General features: G+C 60.6%; 19 protein-coding genes and 1 other RNA gene. 14 read left to right on the top strand and 6 right to left on the bottom strand.

Annotation, left to right across the window (positions count from 1 at the left end):
* Window positions 1-4 precede the first annotated feature (4 nt).
* The 3 genes from ubiG to ssrA all read left to right on the top strand — a co-directional run bounded on the left by ubiG (window position 5) and on the right by ssrA (window position 1,925).
* Window positions 5-700: a bifunctional 2-polyprenyl-6-hydroxyphenol methylase/3-demethylubiquinol 3-O-methyltransferase UbiG gene (gene ubiG, locus IGS60_RS08975; RefSeq protein ID WP_070219394.1), complete on the top strand. Its 696-nt coding sequence runs from the start codon at window positions 5-7 to the stop codon at window positions 698-700.
* A 68-nt stretch (window positions 701-768) separates the two neighbouring features.
* A complete protein-coding gene (locus tag IGS60_RS08970) occupies window positions 769-1,473 on the top strand; it encodes an HAD family hydrolase (RefSeq protein WP_230503857.1) in 705 nt (234 codons plus the stop codon).
* A 91-nt stretch (window positions 1,474-1,564) separates the two neighbouring features.
* Window positions 1,565-1,925, top strand: a transfer-messenger RNA (tmRNA) gene (ssrA, locus tag IGS60_RS08965).
* Between the two features lie 234 nt (window positions 1,926-2,159).
* On the opposite strand, the gene IGS60_RS08960 is transcribed toward ssrA, so the two are convergent.
* The 3 genes from IGS60_RS08960 to IGS60_RS08950 all read right to left on the bottom strand — a co-directional run bounded on the left by IGS60_RS08960 (window position 2,160) and on the right by IGS60_RS08950 (window position 4,115).
* Window positions 2,160-2,999, bottom strand: a complete 840-nt coding sequence (locus tag IGS60_RS08960; protein WP_230503855.1) for a DUF4062 domain-containing protein — start codon at window positions 2,997-2,999, stop codon at window positions 2,160-2,162.
* Window positions 3,000-3,127: 128 nt separating this feature from the next.
* A complete protein-coding gene (locus IGS60_RS08955) occupies window positions 3,128-3,766 on the bottom strand; it encodes an SOS response-associated peptidase (protein WP_230503853.1) in 639 nt (212 codons plus the stop codon).
* A gap of 10 nt (window positions 3,767-3,776) precedes the next feature.
* Window positions 3,777-4,115 carry a hypothetical protein gene (locus IGS60_RS08950; RefSeq protein ID WP_230503851.1) on the bottom strand — a complete coding sequence of 113 codons (339 nt, stop codon included), beginning with the start codon at window positions 4,113-4,115 and terminating at the stop codon, window positions 3,777-3,779.
* Window positions 4,116-4,763: 648 nt separating this feature from the next.
* Here IGS60_RS08950 and IGS60_RS08945 point away from each other — a divergent pair.
* Complete coding sequence (locus tag IGS60_RS08945) at window positions 4,764-5,585, top strand: AlpA family phage regulatory protein (RefSeq protein ID WP_230503849.1); 822 nt, start codon at window positions 4,764-4,766, stop codon at window positions 5,583-5,585.
* 113 nt (window positions 5,586-5,698) lie between these two features.
* On the opposite strand, the gene IGS60_RS08940 is transcribed toward IGS60_RS08945, so the two are convergent.
* The 3 genes from IGS60_RS08940 to IGS60_RS08930 are packed head-to-tail and all read right to left on the bottom strand — an operon-like array spanning window position 5,699 to window position 8,771.
* The gene (locus IGS60_RS08940) at window positions 5,699-5,914 is read right to left on the bottom strand and encodes a hypothetical protein (protein ID WP_230503847.1); all 216 of its coding nucleotides are present in this window, start codon (window positions 5,912-5,914) and stop codon (window positions 5,699-5,701) included.
* On the bottom strand, window positions 5,911-6,957 hold the full coding sequence (locus IGS60_RS08935; protein ID WP_230504068.1) for a phage portal protein: 1,047 nt from the start codon (window positions 6,955-6,957) through the stop codon (window positions 5,911-5,913). Before IGS60_RS08935 ends, IGS60_RS08940 begins: the two co-directional genes overlap by 4 nt.
* Before the next feature lie 14 nt (window positions 6,958-6,971).
* On the bottom strand, window positions 6,972-8,771 hold the full coding sequence (locus tag IGS60_RS08930) for a terminase ATPase subunit family protein (protein WP_230503845.1): 1,800 nt from the start codon (window positions 8,769-8,771) through the stop codon (window positions 6,972-6,974).
* 136 nt (window positions 8,772-8,907) lie between these two features.
* Between IGS60_RS08930 and IGS60_RS08925 the strand changes: the two genes are divergently transcribed.
* The 10 genes from IGS60_RS08925 to IGS60_RS08880 all read left to right on the top strand — a co-directional run bounded on the left by IGS60_RS08925 (window position 8,908) and on the right by IGS60_RS08880 (window position 14,712).
* Window positions 8,908-9,696 (top strand): GPO family capsid scaffolding protein, encoded by a 789-nt coding sequence (locus IGS60_RS08925; protein ID WP_230503843.1) that lies wholly within the window; start codon window positions 8,908-8,910, stop codon window positions 9,694-9,696.
* Window positions 9,697-9,744: 48 nt separating this feature from the next.
* Window positions 9,745-10,764 carry a phage major capsid protein, P2 family gene (locus tag IGS60_RS08920; RefSeq protein ID WP_230503841.1) on the top strand — a complete coding sequence of 340 codons (1,020 nt, stop codon included), beginning with the start codon at window positions 9,745-9,747 and terminating at the stop codon, window positions 10,762-10,764.
* Window positions 10,764-11,480, top strand: a complete 717-nt coding sequence (gpM, locus tag IGS60_RS08915; protein WP_230503839.1) for a phage terminase small subunit — start codon at window positions 10,764-10,766, stop codon at window positions 11,478-11,480. Before IGS60_RS08920 ends, gpM begins: the two co-directional genes overlap by 1 nt.
* A gap of 95 nt (window positions 11,481-11,575) precedes the next feature.
* Window positions 11,576-12,079 carry a head completion/stabilization protein gene (locus IGS60_RS08910; protein WP_230503837.1) on the top strand — a complete coding sequence of 168 codons (504 nt, stop codon included), beginning with the start codon at window positions 11,576-11,578 and terminating at the stop codon, window positions 12,077-12,079.
* Window positions 12,079-12,288 (top strand): tail protein X, encoded by a 210-nt coding sequence (locus IGS60_RS08905; RefSeq protein ID WP_230503835.1) that lies wholly within the window; start codon window positions 12,079-12,081, stop codon window positions 12,286-12,288. Before IGS60_RS08910 ends, IGS60_RS08905 begins: the two co-directional genes overlap by 1 nt.
* 47 nt (window positions 12,289-12,335) lie before the next feature.
* Complete coding sequence (locus IGS60_RS08900; protein ID WP_035820867.1) at window positions 12,336-12,707, top strand: hypothetical protein; 372 nt, start codon at window positions 12,336-12,338, stop codon at window positions 12,705-12,707.
* Window positions 12,707-13,267: a glycoside hydrolase family 108 protein gene (locus tag IGS60_RS08895; RefSeq protein WP_230503833.1), complete on the top strand. Its 561-nt coding sequence runs from the start codon at window positions 12,707-12,709 to the stop codon at window positions 13,265-13,267. The genes IGS60_RS08900 and IGS60_RS08895 overlap by 1 nt, the downstream gene beginning before the upstream one ends.
* Window positions 13,264-13,776 (top strand): lysis system i-spanin subunit Rz, encoded by a 513-nt coding sequence (locus IGS60_RS08890; protein WP_230503831.1) that lies wholly within the window; start codon window positions 13,264-13,266, stop codon window positions 13,774-13,776. Before IGS60_RS08895 ends, IGS60_RS08890 begins: the two co-directional genes overlap by 4 nt.
* Window positions 13,760-14,248: a phage tail protein gene (locus IGS60_RS08885; RefSeq protein ID WP_070301026.1), complete on the top strand. Its 489-nt coding sequence runs from the start codon at window positions 13,760-13,762 to the stop codon at window positions 14,246-14,248. The genes IGS60_RS08890 and IGS60_RS08885 overlap by 17 nt, the downstream gene beginning before the upstream one ends.
* Window positions 14,245-14,712 carry a phage virion morphogenesis protein gene (locus IGS60_RS08880; protein WP_230503829.1) on the top strand — a complete coding sequence of 156 codons (468 nt, stop codon included), beginning with the start codon at window positions 14,245-14,247 and terminating at the stop codon, window positions 14,710-14,712. The genes IGS60_RS08885 and IGS60_RS08880 overlap by 4 nt, the downstream gene beginning before the upstream one ends.
* Window positions 14,713-14,787 lie beyond the last annotated feature (75 nt).

Genomic DNA, 14,787 nt, shown 5'->3' with positions numbered 1-14,787 from the left:
ACCTATGAACGCCGACCCTCTCGAAATCCAAAAATTCAGTGAGCTGGCCCACCGCTGGTGGGACCCCACTTCCGAGTTTCGTCCCCTGCACGAAATTAATCCCCTGCGCCTGGAATGGATCAACGCGAAAGTGCCGCTGGCCGGCAAACGCGTGATCGACATCGGCTGCGGCGGCGGCATCCTGGCCGAATCGATGGCCCGCAAGGGCGCCGACGTGACGGGCATCGACCTGTCCGACAAGGCATTGAAAGTGGCCGACCTGCACAGCCTGGAATCCGGTGCCAAGGTACGCTACAAGCTGATCGCCGCCGAAGCCATGGCCGCGGAAGAGCCGGGCCAGTACGACGTCGTGACGTGCATGGAAATGCTCGAGCACGTGCCGGACCCCGCCGCCATCGTCAAGGCTTGCGCCACCCTGGTGAAACCGGGCGGCCACGTTTTCCTGTCGACCCTGAACCGCAACCCGAAAGCGTATCTGTTCGCCATCCTGGGCGCCGAATACCTGCTGCGTCTGCTGCCGAAAGGCACGCACGACTATGACAAATTCATCACCCCGGCCGAACTGTCGCAATACCTGCGCAGTGCCGGCCTGGACGTCAACAGCATGCGCGGCATGGGCTACAATCCGCTGACCAAGATTTACTCACTTAATAGCGATACCAGCGTCAATTATCTGGTGGCCTGCACCCGGCCGCTGTAACCATCACGCACAATACAAGGCGGCTGCGGCCGCCATTTTTCATTCCCACTTGACACACTTTGCCCGCCATGATCACTGACCATCTGCCAGCCCCGCGCGCCATCCTGTTCGACCTCGACGGCACCCTGGCCGACACCGCGCCCGACCTGGCAGCGGCCATCAACCTGCTGCGCGCGCGCGCCGGCCTGGCGCCGACTCCGTATGACATCTTGCGCCCCACGGCCTCGGCGGGCGCGCGCGGCATGATAGGCGCATCGTATGGCGTCCAACCGGGCGAAAGCGGCTACGAAGCCCTGAAAGACGGCTTCCTGAACAATTACGAAGCGGCCCTGGCCGTGGAAAGCCGTTTATTCGACGGCATCCCCGCCATGCTGGAAGGCTTGAGCGCCTTGGGCCTGGCCTGGGGCGTGGTCACCAACAAGGCCGCCCGCTTCACCGACCCGCTGGTGGGCCAGATCGGCCTGGGCGGCGCCGGCTGCGTGATCTCGGGCGACACCATGGCGCACCCGAAACCCCACCCCGCCCCCCTGCTGGAAGCGGCCCGCCGCCTGGACCTGGCGCCGGAAGACTGCTGGTACGTGGGCGACGACCTGCGCGACATCCAGGCCGGCCGCGCCGCCGGCATGCGCACGGTCGCCTGCGCCTGGGGCTACTGCGGCCCCGTCGAGCCGCAGCACTGGAACGCCGACCATTTGCTCGATACGCCGCAAGCGTTGCTCGAGTTGGTGAGTACTGTGGTGAAGGCGGCGCAGGAGCGGCAGCTGGCGGCTTGATGGCTTGAAACTGCATCTGCCTGGCCTTCTATCCATTACTGCGAATGCATCATGCAAGAGTGTGAAGATTGCGCTACAATGAAGGTTCTGTGGGGACGACCTGGTTTCGACGTGGGTTGCAAAGCAGCGCAGGGCATACCGAGGGCGGGCTACCTCGTAAATACAACCTGAAAAAACTTAACTGCAAACGATAACTCGTACGCACTGGCAGCTTAATCGCTGTTAGCTCTAGAACACCTCGTCCCTGGGGTGGGCCGTCAAAAGCTCTAGAGTCATTTACAGGGACTCGTCGTATGCTGGGTTACTTAGCGTCCGACTAAATAATAGGTAACTCGCTTGCCCATAACGTGCACATCCGTGCTGGCTGAGTTAAATTAAATGATAGTGCTAAGTATGTAGAACTGTCTGTGGAGTGCTTGCGGACGCGGGTTCGATTCCCGCCGTCTCCACCACTGAATTCTTTAGAATCAAATAGTTAGCAAGAAGAAGGCTGTCATTATTTGGGTTGTTTTTGGGCTATTCTAGCCTAGGAATGACAACAAAATGACAGCCTTTTTTTTGCCAGTACGCCGGGTGGATCGGTGATACCAGTGCTCATCAAACATTCGCGCGCCTGCGGCACGCGAGGGCTACCACGCAGCGGCAACAGTTAGAGCATGCGGAGTGCAACGCTCTGCATATGATTTTTAAAGTTCTATCATGTCAGCTATCTGATATCCGCGATTGCTGACTTCAAAAATTTCACCATTGTGACCGCGCGCGACTACGAGGCCCTCTTGGACCAGTTCATCTAGTGCTTGCTCCCATTTTGCAACATCCCTGTGCGCGTCGGACGGAATAAGATTCTTCGCGTTTGTTTGAATAGCAGTCCCATCAATAGCTCTCATAAAAATAATAATGCCCTGTGGATCGAGACTCGCTTCTTTTAATAAAATTCGGGATTCAGACAGTAGAGTTGGAATCGAGGTTTTAGAGTCAACTAACGCAGAAGTAGTAGATTGTTCAGAAATTCTAAAAAGAGGGTGATCATTCACCTTAATTTGAAGATGGCGATAAAGCTTTTCCTTGAAGCTAGTATGACTGTCATAGCTTTCGTACAATGAACGGCTTTGCATTGATTTTTTAAATTCTTTTAGCTTCTCAATCTGAGCAGGATCAACCGTATCCAGTGCCACTGGTTGGCTGGAGAAATAGAGCATTGCTGGCTTATCACCAGCAATGTGTTTTTCTATTTCTTCAACCGTACCACTAGAAAACTTGTCCGTTTCCGTCCCAATGCGAGTCCAAAACACTCCAATCAACAAGTCGCACTTAGATAAAATTTGTTTGTTGATAATTCCTTGTGCCGTTTCGCCAGTCTCAGGTGACGAATGCGACTCCCATCCTATTGGCAATAGAACAATTTTCCTCGTGCCAGAATTTACCGCATTCCATTCGTACACTACATCACGAACAATCGCACGCTCTGATGCAACATCACCTGGAGACGCAATCATTACGTTGAAGGTGGTGGCTGTATAGCTCATTTATATCTCCGTTATTAAGTTTTAATATTGACAACACTTACAGAGCACGTGCTGTTTTGGAACCCAAAGCTGTAAAGCTTTTTCCCGATTACTAGACCTCCCTCGCTCTCAAGCAACCAGGTCGGTGTTCATTTTTTCACACGCGGCGGAAGCGGATCAGCAACAGCCACGAGGCGCTCTGCTGGATACTGCTGAAACAAATCATCTTCACTCACAAGGGAGCCATCAAGCCAGCCTTGATACTGGTTCGGGTCGAGGATCATCACCATGCGCTTTTCATCATCCGGCTTGTGGAAGCGCTGCATGAGCGGGTGGCCATCGGCATTTATCGTCAGCATCGAGAACGACAACAGCAAATCTTGCGGCCGGAACTCCCATATCCCGGCGATGGCGGCCGGCATGCCATCGGCGCGCTCGATGCGCCAGCGAACAGGCTTTCCAGTCTCATAGCAAGGTTCAAAGAAATTGTCTGCGGGGATAATGCAGAACTGTTTGCGCTTCCAGGCATTACGGAAGGAAGGCTTCTGCGCCACGGTTTCAGTACGGGCGTTGTAGGTCTGGCGCGCCAGCTTGATATCGGCCCAATGCGGAACCATCCCGAAACATGCCGGCGCGACTTCCAGCTCACCGGGCACATCGTGCGACGCGCGAATGATCGGCGCCATGTAGCCTGGCCAGGCTTCCGGCGGCAGATCAAATTGAGGGGAGCGAACAGCGAAATGCTGTTCGATTTGATCGCTACGGCTGGGGGTATAGTCGGCGCACATGCAATTTATTCTACCTGCCTTCCGGCATTGGCGGCGGCTCCGTTCCGACAAAACACAGCCAGGACTGCGCATAGTCGCAAAATTGCATATCTTTTTTGCTGCGCTCAAACCCTGACAACACCATGCGCCCATCCCGATACCAGAGCAAATTCACGTCGAACAGTGTGTCAACGTAGTTTCCGCTCTCGCCGTAAGTGAAGCGGGCCAGCTTCACCAACCGATGCAAGCCCTGGTCTGTCGTTTCAACGACTTCCAACTTGCCGGGCCGTGCCGAGTTATAGCGATCATGCAGCCGGCGCTTGGGCACTTCCACCCCAGCAAGGCGCATCTTTAACATTTTGACAATCATTGTGACACCCAAGTAAAATACTGTGTATACATACAGCATATCAAGAGTTCTTGAGCCCGCAATACCCGGCAACGACGCGAGGGCGCGACGATGAATGATGCTCAGAGCAGGGACGCCATTACATGGGCCAGAACCGCGCCAGGACGCGGCGCAGCGCGAAAACAACACCGCTCCCACGTTCGCAACACCACCCGCACGAAAAACCGCTCAAAGTGCGTCAAAATGCGTCAAATCGCATCCCCACTCTTCGCCCCGCCGCGCCAGTCCTCATGCGCCTTCGGCCATGATGCAAATTTGAGTCAAAAGAGTCCTATATAGCGGGCAGGTGTGGAGGGGGGACAACTGCGCGCGCCGGGCCGATAAAGGGCATTTGATTGCTTTTAAGATATTGAACATATTCATGACCGTGGGCACGGGCGGCCGCTGCGGCGCTGACAGCCCTGCCGCAGCATCACCTTGGCATGCGAGCGCAAGGGATGGGGGGGTAAGGTCGACATTCAGACTGCTGCGCAACAGGCACTCATTCGCCCCCAAAATACCAGGCGAGCGTCACTAGCATGTAACCCGGCTCTCGAAATTTCCATTGCACAGAGTTCACAGAAGTCTCATAATGTCCACTGGCGTCCACACCACTTCGAAAGGAAATTTATGAGCTTTTTTAATTTCACCAACGACAACATTTTACGTATCGAAGATGTTATGGCTCGAACTGGACTTTCGCGATCAATGATCTACAAGCTACAGAGCGCACAGGAATTCCCAAAATCTATCTCCCTCGGTGAACGTGCGGTGGGCTGGAGCCAAGCCGACGTGGATATTTGGATCAGCAAGAAACGTGGTCGCCGAACTGCATCGCGTGACCTGCCGATAATCTATATGGCGGGAAAAATGGGGGAGCCTTTCGACAACAAGCAACCGGGGCACAGCTTTTCATGTTGGCGGATATTTAACGTTGCTGAATCCATGAAGAGCGGAGAGTTAGAGATGGATAGAGGCGACAACGACGTTTTAATTGCTGAACCTGAATTAATGACATTTCATGGCACAAATGTCAACTTCCTTTACTCCGGCCCCTGGAAGGCACGAGGCAGTTATCACGGCTATAGGCACGGAATCACCACATGCAGCCCCGAATGGGCGGAAGGCGCCGCTTATCGAGGTGCAATCCAAGGCATAACACGTGCAGATATCTTTGTCGCTTTTTTGGAAGATCTCACGGCATTCGGTACATTGGTTGAGATCGGTTATGCGCGTGCTCAAAACAAAAAAATCATTGTGGTGACTCCTTATGGGAGTGGTGATTATGGGCGATCAGAATTGCAGAACGATTTATGGTTCGCGTTACGAGCGGCTGACAAGCACATTGTATTGCCAAATAAGCGGTTCGAGAGCAACGAGGAAAAGTGGTCACATGCTCACGGCGCCGTCGCGGCAGTAGTGAGCGAATGGTACCCAGCCACTGCACTTTAACGGTACGTCGCAAATACAAAAGCCGCCTCGTGGGCGGCCTGTGCGGTGGCTGGGGCGCTCTGACGTGGCTGCGCTGGCGCGGCCCCGCCCTGCCGGTCAGCGCGGCGTGGCGGTCATGCTGGACGGCCGGCGCGCACCTTGGCCGCCTGCTCCTTGTCGTAGTCGTCGCGGCAGTCCACATCGCAGAACAGCAGCGCGGGCGCCAGCGCCTCGTCGCAGTAATGGCAGCAGCCGTGCGCCACCAGGGCGGACCGGCCACGCACCGCGGCCAGGCCGCGCGCCACTTCGGCGAAGATGATCTTGTCGGTGTTGTCGATGTGGTCGCTCATGCCGTGCCCTCCCCGCCCGTGGCCAGGTCATACGGGGCGAACCTCACCACTTCCACGCCGGCCCACTCGTTGATCGCCTCGAACTGCGCCTGCAGCGGCACCAGCTCATTGCGCGCGAAGACGCGCGCGGCCGGCTCGACGGCGCCGAAGCCGCCGGCATTGTTCGGCAGGATGCCCATCAACTGGGGCGGCACGCGGTGCGCGGCCAGCTGGTCGTCGCGCGTGACGCTCTTGATGTTGAAAAACTCGTCCTTGGCGGCCACGTCCGACACGGGCAAAATCTGGATGCCGTCCTTCTTGCCGTTCGGCGCGTACATGAACAGGTTGCGGAAGTTGCCCGGCCCCTTGCTGTCGCGCATGGCCTGGCGCAGGTTGTCCACGTCCTGGGTGTTGGCGGCGGCATCTGTCATGTAGAAGACGAAACCGGCGTGCGAACCGTTCTTGTAGTACTTGCGGCGGAACAAGGTGGCCGCCTCGTTGAGCCAAGCCGATTGCAGCGCGCTCAGATACTGCGGCACGCCATACAGCTCCTGATTCACGTCCGGTTCCATCAGGTGAAACACGCGGCCCCTGTCGAACTGGTGCACGGCCTGGTAGCCGTTCACAAAAAAATACGTGTCCAGATCGACGCCGCGCCGCATGTACTTGGCCAGCGCATGCTGGTACGCCAGCGCCTTGCCGCTGCGGCTGGGCCGGTCTTCCAGGTAGGCATTGCCGAAGGTCAGGAAGTCCAGCGCCATGCGTTTGAAGGCGTCGCGCGACAGGTACTTGCTGGGAATCAGGGTGGACGCCAGCACGTTGGCCTTGAAGTGGATGGCGCTGCTGTGGTGCACGCCGGCATTGAAGGACTTGGCCAGGCCGGCCAGGTTGACGGGCGGCTCGTACCAGTGGCCGTTCTTCCAGCATTCGAAGCAGTCGAGAATGTCGGCGTGCTCGAGCACGGGCGTCGGGTCGCCGAAGGAAAACGCCTCGATGCCGGCGGCGGCCGGCGCCGTGGCCGCTGTTGATGGGGCGCCCTGGGCCTGCCGGCCGCGCGCGCGCAGGTGTCGTGCTTTGCTCAAGAATAAATCTCCATGAAAGATTGGTGGTTGTCGGTGGTGCCTTCGAAGGGCTCGTGATCGAGGGCGTGCATGCAGGCCCACGCCAGATCGGCGTGGCCGGTTTCGTCGCTGCGGCCGGCGACATAGGTCACGTGCCGGCCGCTGGGGGTAATGGTCTTGTGGATGGCCATGAAGGACTGCGCGATGTCGATCCAGCCGGCGTCGAATTCCAGCCGGCCCTTGCTGATGATGTTTTTGGCCTTCAGCACCATGCGGGTTTTGACTTCGGGCGAGTAGTTCAGCGCCGTGACGGCCGGGAAGAAGCCACGCACAATCGGCAGCACGCCGATACCCATGCCCGTGGTATCGATGCCGATGTATTCGACGTTGTAACGCTGGGTCATCTGGCGGATGGCGTCGGCGTGGTCTTCGAAGCTCTGCCCGCGCCACTGGTGGCGCTCCAGGATGCGGAACTTGCCGCCGGCCGTCATGGGCGGCGCCAGCACCACGCAGCCGGCGCTATCGCCGTTCAAGGCCGGGTCGTAGCCGATCCACACGGGCCGGTTGCCGAACGGGCGCAGGCCCAGCAACGGCTTGTAGTCGTCCCACTCGAGCCAGGAATCGACCATGCAGCGCTGCAGCTCGGCCAGCGGGAAGACCGAGGCCGAGTCGTCAATAAAATTGCACATCAGCAGGTTGTCGAACTGGTCGGGGCTGTATTCGAAGTTGCGCAGCTCGTCGATGTCGAACAGGTTGCAGCCGCCACGCTCGGCGTCCAGGATGGTGACGATCTGGCGCCAGATCTTGTCCTCGCCCGTGAAACCCGACGACAAGCGGCCATGGCTCACATCGATATTCACCTGATCCGCCTTGGCGCGGCGCTTGTTGAACAGCTCGCCCGTCCAGAACGGATAGGCCTGGTGAGTGGTCGAGGATGGCGTTGAAAAGTAGGTCTTGCGCCATTTCTTGTGAATGGCCATGCCCGAGGCCACCTTGTTGAGTTCCTGGAAATTCTGTGTCCAGAAGAATTCATCGAAGTAAAAATTGCCGTGGTAGCCCTGCGCCGTGCGCGCGTTGGTGCCCAGGAAGTACAGGTGTGCGCCGTTCGGCAGCACGATGGGGTCGCCCGTCAGCTCGATGCCGGCCGCCTCGCGCGCGAATTGCACGATGTATTGCTTGAAGACGTGCGCCTGGCTTTTAGAGGCGGACAGGAAGATCTGATTGCGGCCCGTCGCCATGGCGTCGGCCAGCGCCTCGCGCGCGAAGTACCAGGTGGCGCCGATCTGGCGGCTCTTGAGGATGGCGCGCGTGCGCTGGTCGCCGTTGCGATACCAGACCTTTTGATAATCGAAGAGAGAATCATGGAAGGCGTCGAGCAGCTGGATTTTCTGTTCTTCGCTGAAGTCGTTGCGCGTCGGTTTCTTCTTCGGGCCGGCGTTGCGGTTTGCCAGCTTCGGATTGAGATCGACCTCGTTGCCGCCCGGTTGCTCGTAGCGGCGCACGCGCGCCATCTGCACGATGGTGCGGGCGAGTAAATCGATTTCCTTGTAATCGCTGCCGCTCTTGACCTCTTTTTCGATCAGTTTTACGAGGCGCAGCTCGGCCGACGCCTCCACGTGCTCGATGGCCTGCGCCTTGTCCCACTCGTCGCGCAGCTTCCAGCTATTGATGGTGCTGCGCTTGATTCCCAGGTGGCGGGCGATGGACGAAATGCGCCAGCCCTTCCAGTACAGGGCGCGCGCGGCGCGGCGCGGCTCGGATTCGGGCACGGCCAGTTCGGCGATTTTTTCTTCAGGGGTTTGATGGATTCCTAACATGCCGCCAGCGTAGGCCGCGCGCGCGCGGAGCGGGGAAAGGCAAAAGTCGCTATGGCCCATAGCAACCCGCGCCGCATTGAATCGCAGCGCCAAGACGTTGACCATGGCGTTATCCGATCAACCGAGACACGCCACCATGCCTAAATCCCAATTTTTCCGCGTCGCCACCGAAGGCGCCACCACGGACGGCCGCAACATCGACCGCGCCACCATCGAGCAGATCGCCGCCACCTACAACCCGAAAACCTACGGCGCGCGTATCTGGCTGGAACACATTCGCGGCATCCTGCCCGACAGCCAGTTCAAGGCCTACGGCGACGTGATTGCCGTGAAAGCCGAAGAGGTGGACACGGACAGCGGCAAGAAACTGGCCCTGTTCGCGCAGATCGAACCCACGCCGGAACTGGTGGCCATCAACAAGGCGAAACAGAAGCTGTACACCAGCCTGGAAATCCAGCCCGACTTTGCCGACTCGGCGCAGCCTTACCTGGTCGGCCTGGGCGTCACCGACAGCCCGGCCAGCCTGGGCACCGATGCGCTGAAATTCTCGGCCGGCCGCAAGCAGCAATCCGACAACCTGTTTACTTCGGCCGTCGAGGTGACGCTGGAATTTGAAGAGCCGCAGGGCACCAAGCTGGCCGATGCCGTGAAAAACCTGCTGTCGCGCTTCTCCCATAAATCCGGCGCCGACGCCGCGCAGTTCGCCGACATCAGCGAAGCCGTGGAGGCGCTGGCCGGCCACGTCGTTACCGCCAACGACAACTACGCCGACGCCATCAAGCGCCTCGATGCCGCGGAAAAGGCGCAGAAAGCGACCCAGGACGAGCTGGCAACCTTCAAGGCGCAGATGGACGAGGCGCCCGGCAACGGCCCGCGCCGCCCGGCCGCCACCGGCAACGACGGCGCCGTGCAGACCGAGTTTTAAGCGCCCGCGCCATCCACTACACCCTATTCAACAACGGAGCACCAATATATGAAAAAGCAAACGCGCCAGGTCTTTGGCCAGTATGAAACCCGCCTGGGCCAACTGAACGACACGGACAACGTGGCCAAGACCTTCAGCGTCACGCCCAGCGTGCAGCAAAAGCTGGAAACCAAGATGCAGGAATCGAGCGAGTTCCTGTCGAAGGTGAACATCATCGGCGTGACCGAGCAGGAAGGCGAAAAGCTGGGCCTGGGCGTCTCCGGCCCGATTGCCGGCCGCACCAACACCAAGGACAAGGAACGCAAGACGCGCGACCTGTCCACCCTGGACGGCACCAAGTACCGCTGCGAGCAAACCAACTTCGACACGCATTTGAACTATGCCAAGCTGGACGCCTGGGCCAAGTTCCCCGACTTCCAGTCTCGCGTGGCCAATGCCATCCTGACGCGCCAGGCACTCGACCGCATCGTCATCGGTTTCAATGGTGTGAAAGCCATGGCCGACACCGATCTGGATGCCAACCCGCTGCTGCAGGACGTGAACAAGGGCTGGCTGCAGCACCTGCGCGAACTGGCGCCCGAGCGCGTGCTGGGCCTGGTGGCCAGCGGCATGCCGGGCAAGGTCATCATCGGCGATGTGGACGGCGCCGACTATGCCAACCTGGACGCGGCCGTCACCGATGCCGTCAACCTGCTGGACCCGTGGTATCAGGAAGACACCAACCTGGTGGCCATCGTCGGGCGCAAGCTATTGAACGATAAATATTTCCCGCTGGTCAACACCAAGCAGACGCCCACGGAAACGCTGGCGGCCGACATCATCATCAGCCAGAAGCGCATCGGCGGCTTGCCGGCGGCGCGCGTGCCCTTCTTCCCGGACAACGCCATCCTGATTACCCGCTTCGACAATCTGTCGATCTACTTCCAGGAAGGCGCGCGCCGCCGCCGTGTCGAGGACGTGCCCAAGCGCGACCGCATCGAGAACTACGAGTCGTCCAACGACGCCTACGTGATCGAAGACCTGGGCCTGGCCGCGCTGGTGGAAAACATCGAGCTGAAAGACAAATAATGGCCAATCCATCCCCTGCCCTGCGCCACCGCGCGCGCATGCTGGCCGAGCGCACGGCCGGCGCCGCCGCGCCGCAGGGCGTCACCACCGGCACGGCCTACGAGCTGATGCTCTACAAGCTGGCCGACGACCGCCGGCACCTGAAATCCATTCAGTCCGTTGAACGCAAGATCGAGGTCAAGGCCACCTTGCTGCCCGACTATGCGCAGTGGATCGACGGCGTGCTGGCCGGCGGCAAGGGCGCCCAGGATGACGTGTTCGCCACCCTGCTGGTGTGGCATATCGACACGGGCGAATACGCGCGCGCCCTGGTCATGGCCGCCTATGCACTGGAACACAAGTTCACCCTGCCCGACACCTACAGCCGCGACATCGCCACGCTGATGCTGGACGAATTCGCCGAAGGCTATTTGCACGGCAAGCTGGCCGCAGATCCGCAGCACGCGGCCCAGGTGCTGGGCACCGTCGAGCTGCTGACGGCCGCCAGCGACGCGCCCGACCAGGCGCGCGCCAAGCTGCACAAGGCCATCGGCCTGGCACTGATCGCCGTGCTGGATCAAGCCGACGACACGGACATCGCCCCGGCGCAGGTGGCGCAGGCGGAAAACGCCATGGCCCAGTTGAAGCGCGCCCGCTCCCTGTCCGAGTCGTGCGGCGTCAAGAAAGATATGGAACGGCTGGAGCGGCGCCTCAAGCGCGCGGCCGGTTCCACGTAAAGAGCATCCCCCGCAGCACGGCGGCACGGGGGGATTCTGGCTAATTCATTTGCCTGATGAACCCCGTCCACCGCCCCATTTTTGAAAGCTCCCGTATGTCCTTCATGGCCCTGCCCCCGTCCATCCCGCCCGGCACCACCCCGGCGGCGCCCGCGCCGGCCGTCGGCATCATCGAGAACGACGGCTGGTTTCCCGACATCATTCTCACCGATATGCGCGACGCCATGCGCCTGGATGGCACCGTCACCGACGCGCGCCTGGTGCAAGCCGTGGTCGATGCCATCCTGCAGGTCAACCGCGAGCTGGCCGACTGGCAGGGCAAGCAGGCCGCTGCCGGAGTCCCTGCCCTGGTGGACGTGCCAGCCACGCGCATCAACCGCGAATCCCGTCTGCTGGCGCAGTACCGGCGCGCCGTCTACAGCACGGCGAAGGCCGACCTGATCGAGCGTTACCGCGACTACGACAGCACGGCCACGTCCGTCAGCGACAAGAAAAGCATGGAGTGGCTGGACGAGGCGCCCGGCGCGCAGCGGCGCAACGCGCAATGGGCCATCGCCGATATCGTCGGGCGCACGCACCTGACCGTGGAGCTGATCTGATGCAGGTGCGCACGCGGCAGCACGACACGGTAGACGCCCTGGTATGGCGCTACCTGGGCGACGGCGCGGGATACGTCGAGCAGGCCTTGGCCCTGAATCCCGCGCTGGCGCGCCACGGCGCCGTGCTGCCGGCCGGGCTGGTCGTCACCCTGCCGGAACCTGCCGCCAGCGTGGCCGCCGTTGCCGATCTTGTGCAGCTATGGGACTGACTTTTTAAACAACACCTCTACTTATCCTCATCATGGAGAAACAAGCAATGTCCGCAGAATCGTTTGGTGGTTTCGCCACCCTGGTCAAACTGTACGGCTTCAAGGCGGCGCTGGGCATGGTCGGCGCGGCCATGCTGTACATCGTGCTGCCGCCGCTGAACAGCGACGGCACCTTCAACAAGGGCGAGTTCGTCGCCCGTCTGGCCTGCGCGGGCGTGTTCTCGTGCCTGCTGGGCGGTACCGTGTATCAGCTGCTGTGCGCCCAGCTCCCGGCCATCGGCGCCATGGTCAACGCCTCCGCCATCGACCTGATCGTCGGCGCGCCCGGCTGGTGGGTATCGCGTGCCGTGGCCCTGTGGTTCCAGCGCCGCAGCGACAAGGACATCGCCGAGCTGGTCAAAGACGCGAAGGAACACTGATGGCCACCCTCGACAATCCACTGATCGCGCGCACCATCGACGCCATCCTGCGCGCCGAAGGCGGCTATGTGAACGACCCTCTTGATGCGGGCGGCGAAACCAACTTCGGCATCACCGTGGCCGTGGCGCGCGCCAACGGCTATCAAGGCCCGATGCGCGATATGCCCGTGGCCATGGCACGCGCCATCTACACGGCGCGCTACATCACGGAACCCAAGTTCGACCAGGTGCTGGCCCTGCATGCCAGCATCGGCGCCGAAGTGATCGACACGGGCGTGAACATGGGGCCGCACCGCGCGGCCGAGTTCCTGCAGCGCTGGCTAAACGGGTTCAACGACACGGGCGCCCGCTATCCCGCCCTATTTGTCGATGGCCGCCTGGGCGCGCAGTCGCTGAGCGCGCTGGCCGCCTTCCTGAAATGGCGCGGCCAGGATGGCGCCGCCGTGCTGCTGCGCGCCCTGAACGGCCTGCAGGCGGCGCGTTACCTGGAAATCACCGAAGCCAATAAAACCCAGCGCCGTTTTCTGTTCGGCTGGATCAAGGAACGGGTGACCATGTGACCGCAACCACCTGGCGCCCGCTGGTCGCTGTTCTCCTGTGCAGCGCCATCGCGGGCTGGACGATGCAGGGCTGGCGCAAGGACGCGGCCATCGCCGCACTGCAGCGGGCGGCGGCCACCAACAAAACCACCGCCGCCACAGCGCTGGCCCAGGCCACCGCCCGCGTGCTCACGCTGGAGCGCGCCGCCGGCGCCGCCCTGGCGCAGCGCGCCGACCACCTCAACCAGGAGCAAACCCATGCGAAAACTGAACGTGACCGTTTTAACGCTGACGTGCGCAGCGGCGCTGTGCGCCTGTCAATCCCCGTTGCCAGCGGCCAATGCGCCGCAACTGCAGATACCGCCTCTGCCACAGGCCATCGGATTGAAGCGCGCGCCGAACTTGACCCGGCGACTGCGGCAGCTCTTGACGCCATTGCCGGCGACGGCGACGACGCCACCCGTCAGCTGAACGCCTGCATCGACGCCTACAACACCGTGCGAGAGACCTACCATGTACAAACCGAATAGCCTGCGCCAGCACCTGGCCGCCGCCATCCCCGACCTGCAGCGCGACCCCGACCGCCTGCTGGTCTTCGCCGACGAAGGCAACGTGGTGGCATCGGCCACCGCCTCCCTCTCATTCGAATACCGCTTCAAGCTCAACCTGATCGTGACCGATTACGCGGGCGACGCCGACGCCATCATGGTGGCCCTGATCGCCTGGCTGAAAGTCCACCAGCTCGACCTGATGGCCAACGAGGAAACGCGCAAACACGGCATCGCCTTCGAGGTGGATTTTAATAACCATGAGACGGTCGACATTTCCATCAAGCTGGACCTGACCGAGCGTGTGGCCGTCAAGGCCGGCGAAGCGGGCCGTCTCGACATCAAGCACCTGGCCGAGATACAGCACATGCCCGCCTACGCGGACGAGTTCTGGAAGCTGTATGACGGCGAGACCCTGCTGGCCGAATGGCGCACGCCCGAGGCCACACCATGAGCGAAGACCTGCACGCGTTGGCAACCTGGGCCGGCGCGCTGCTGGCCAAGCTGCAGCCAGCCCAGCGCCGCGCCATCAATCACAAGGTTGCCGTCGACCTGCGCCGTAGCCAGGCGCAGCGCATCAAGGCGCAGCAGGGGCCGGATGGAGCGGCCTACCCAGCGCGCAAGCGGCGCAAGGAATTCAAGGGAAAGGATGGGCGCATCAAGCGGCAGAAGGCCGCCATGTTCGCCAAGATCCGTACCGCCAAACACCTGAAGGTGAAGGCGACCGGCGACCAGATCGAAGTCGGCTTCTTTGGCTGGGTGGCACGCGTGGCGCATGTGCATCAGTTTGGCCGGCAAGACCGAGTGTCAAAAAAAGGGCAGGCGTACAAGTACCCTGAGCGGCCGCTGCTAGGAATTAACGAATCGGATCGTGCACTGATAAGAGAGTCATTAATTCGCCACATACAAACAAACTAAGCTCAGTTATGCAGTGGCAAGCTGACACTCAGTGGAGAATGAGTTAAAGTCATCTAACGCTGAGCATCATCGGTC

Origin of the sequence: Janthinobacterium sp. FW305-128, assembly GCF_020858135.1 — a bacterium.
GTDB lineage: Bacteria > Pseudomonadota > Gammaproteobacteria > Burkholderiales > Burkholderiaceae_D > Janthinobacterium.
The sequence above is the reverse complement of the archived record's forward strand: the minus strand, read 5'-3'. Positions and strand labels throughout refer to the sequence as shown.

Excerpts from the sequence above, each read along its gene's own strand:
- ubiG (WP_070219394.1), top strand. The coding sequence starts at position 5 with ATGAACGCCGACCCTCTCGAAATCCAAAAATTCAGTGAGCTGGCCCAC.
- IGS60_RS08970 (WP_230503857.1), top strand. The coding sequence starts at position 769 with ATGATCACTGACCATCTGCCAGCCCCGCGCGCCATCCTGTTCGACCTC.
- IGS60_RS08960 (WP_230503855.1), bottom strand. The coding sequence starts at position 2,999 with ATGAGCTATACAGCCACCACCTTCAACGTAATGATTGCGTCTCCAGGT.
- IGS60_RS08955 (WP_230503853.1), bottom strand. The coding sequence starts at position 3,766 with ATGTGCGCCGACTATACCCCCAGCCGTAGCGATCAAATCGAACAGCAT.
- IGS60_RS08950 (WP_230503851.1), bottom strand. The coding sequence starts at position 4,115 with ATGATTGTCAAAATGTTAAAGATGCGCCTTGCTGGGGTGGAAGTGCCC.
- IGS60_RS08945 (WP_230503849.1), top strand. The coding sequence starts at position 4,764 with ATGAGCTTTTTTAATTTCACCAACGACAACATTTTACGTATCGAAGAT.
- IGS60_RS08940 (WP_230503847.1), bottom strand. The coding sequence starts at position 5,914 with ATGAGCGACCACATCGACAACACCGACAAGATCATCTTCGCCGAAGTG.
- IGS60_RS08930 (WP_230503845.1), bottom strand. The coding sequence starts at position 8,771 with ATGTTAGGAATCCATCAAACCCCTGAAGAAAAAATCGCCGAACTGGCC.
- IGS60_RS08925 (WP_230503843.1), top strand. The coding sequence starts at position 8,908 with ATGCCTAAATCCCAATTTTTCCGCGTCGCCACCGAAGGCGCCACCACG.
- IGS60_RS08920 (WP_230503841.1), top strand. The coding sequence starts at position 9,745 with ATGAAAAAGCAAACGCGCCAGGTCTTTGGCCAGTATGAAACCCGCCTG.
- gpM (WP_230503839.1), top strand. The coding sequence starts at position 10,764 with ATGGCCAATCCATCCCCTGCCCTGCGCCACCGCGCGCGCATGCTGGCC.
- IGS60_RS08910 (WP_230503837.1), top strand. The coding sequence starts at position 11,576 with ATGTCCTTCATGGCCCTGCCCCCGTCCATCCCGCCCGGCACCACCCCG.
- IGS60_RS08905 (WP_230503835.1), top strand. The coding sequence starts at position 12,079 with ATGCAGGTGCGCACGCGGCAGCACGACACGGTAGACGCCCTGGTATGG.
- IGS60_RS08900 (WP_035820867.1), top strand. The coding sequence starts at position 12,336 with ATGTCCGCAGAATCGTTTGGTGGTTTCGCCACCCTGGTCAAACTGTAC.
- IGS60_RS08895 (WP_230503833.1), top strand. The coding sequence starts at position 12,707 with ATGGCCACCCTCGACAATCCACTGATCGCGCGCACCATCGACGCCATC.
- IGS60_RS08885 (WP_070301026.1), top strand. The coding sequence starts at position 13,760 with ATGTACAAACCGAATAGCCTGCGCCAGCACCTGGCCGCCGCCATCCCC.
- IGS60_RS08880 (WP_230503829.1), top strand. The coding sequence starts at position 14,245 with ATGAGCGAAGACCTGCACGCGTTGGCAACCTGGGCCGGCGCGCTGCTG.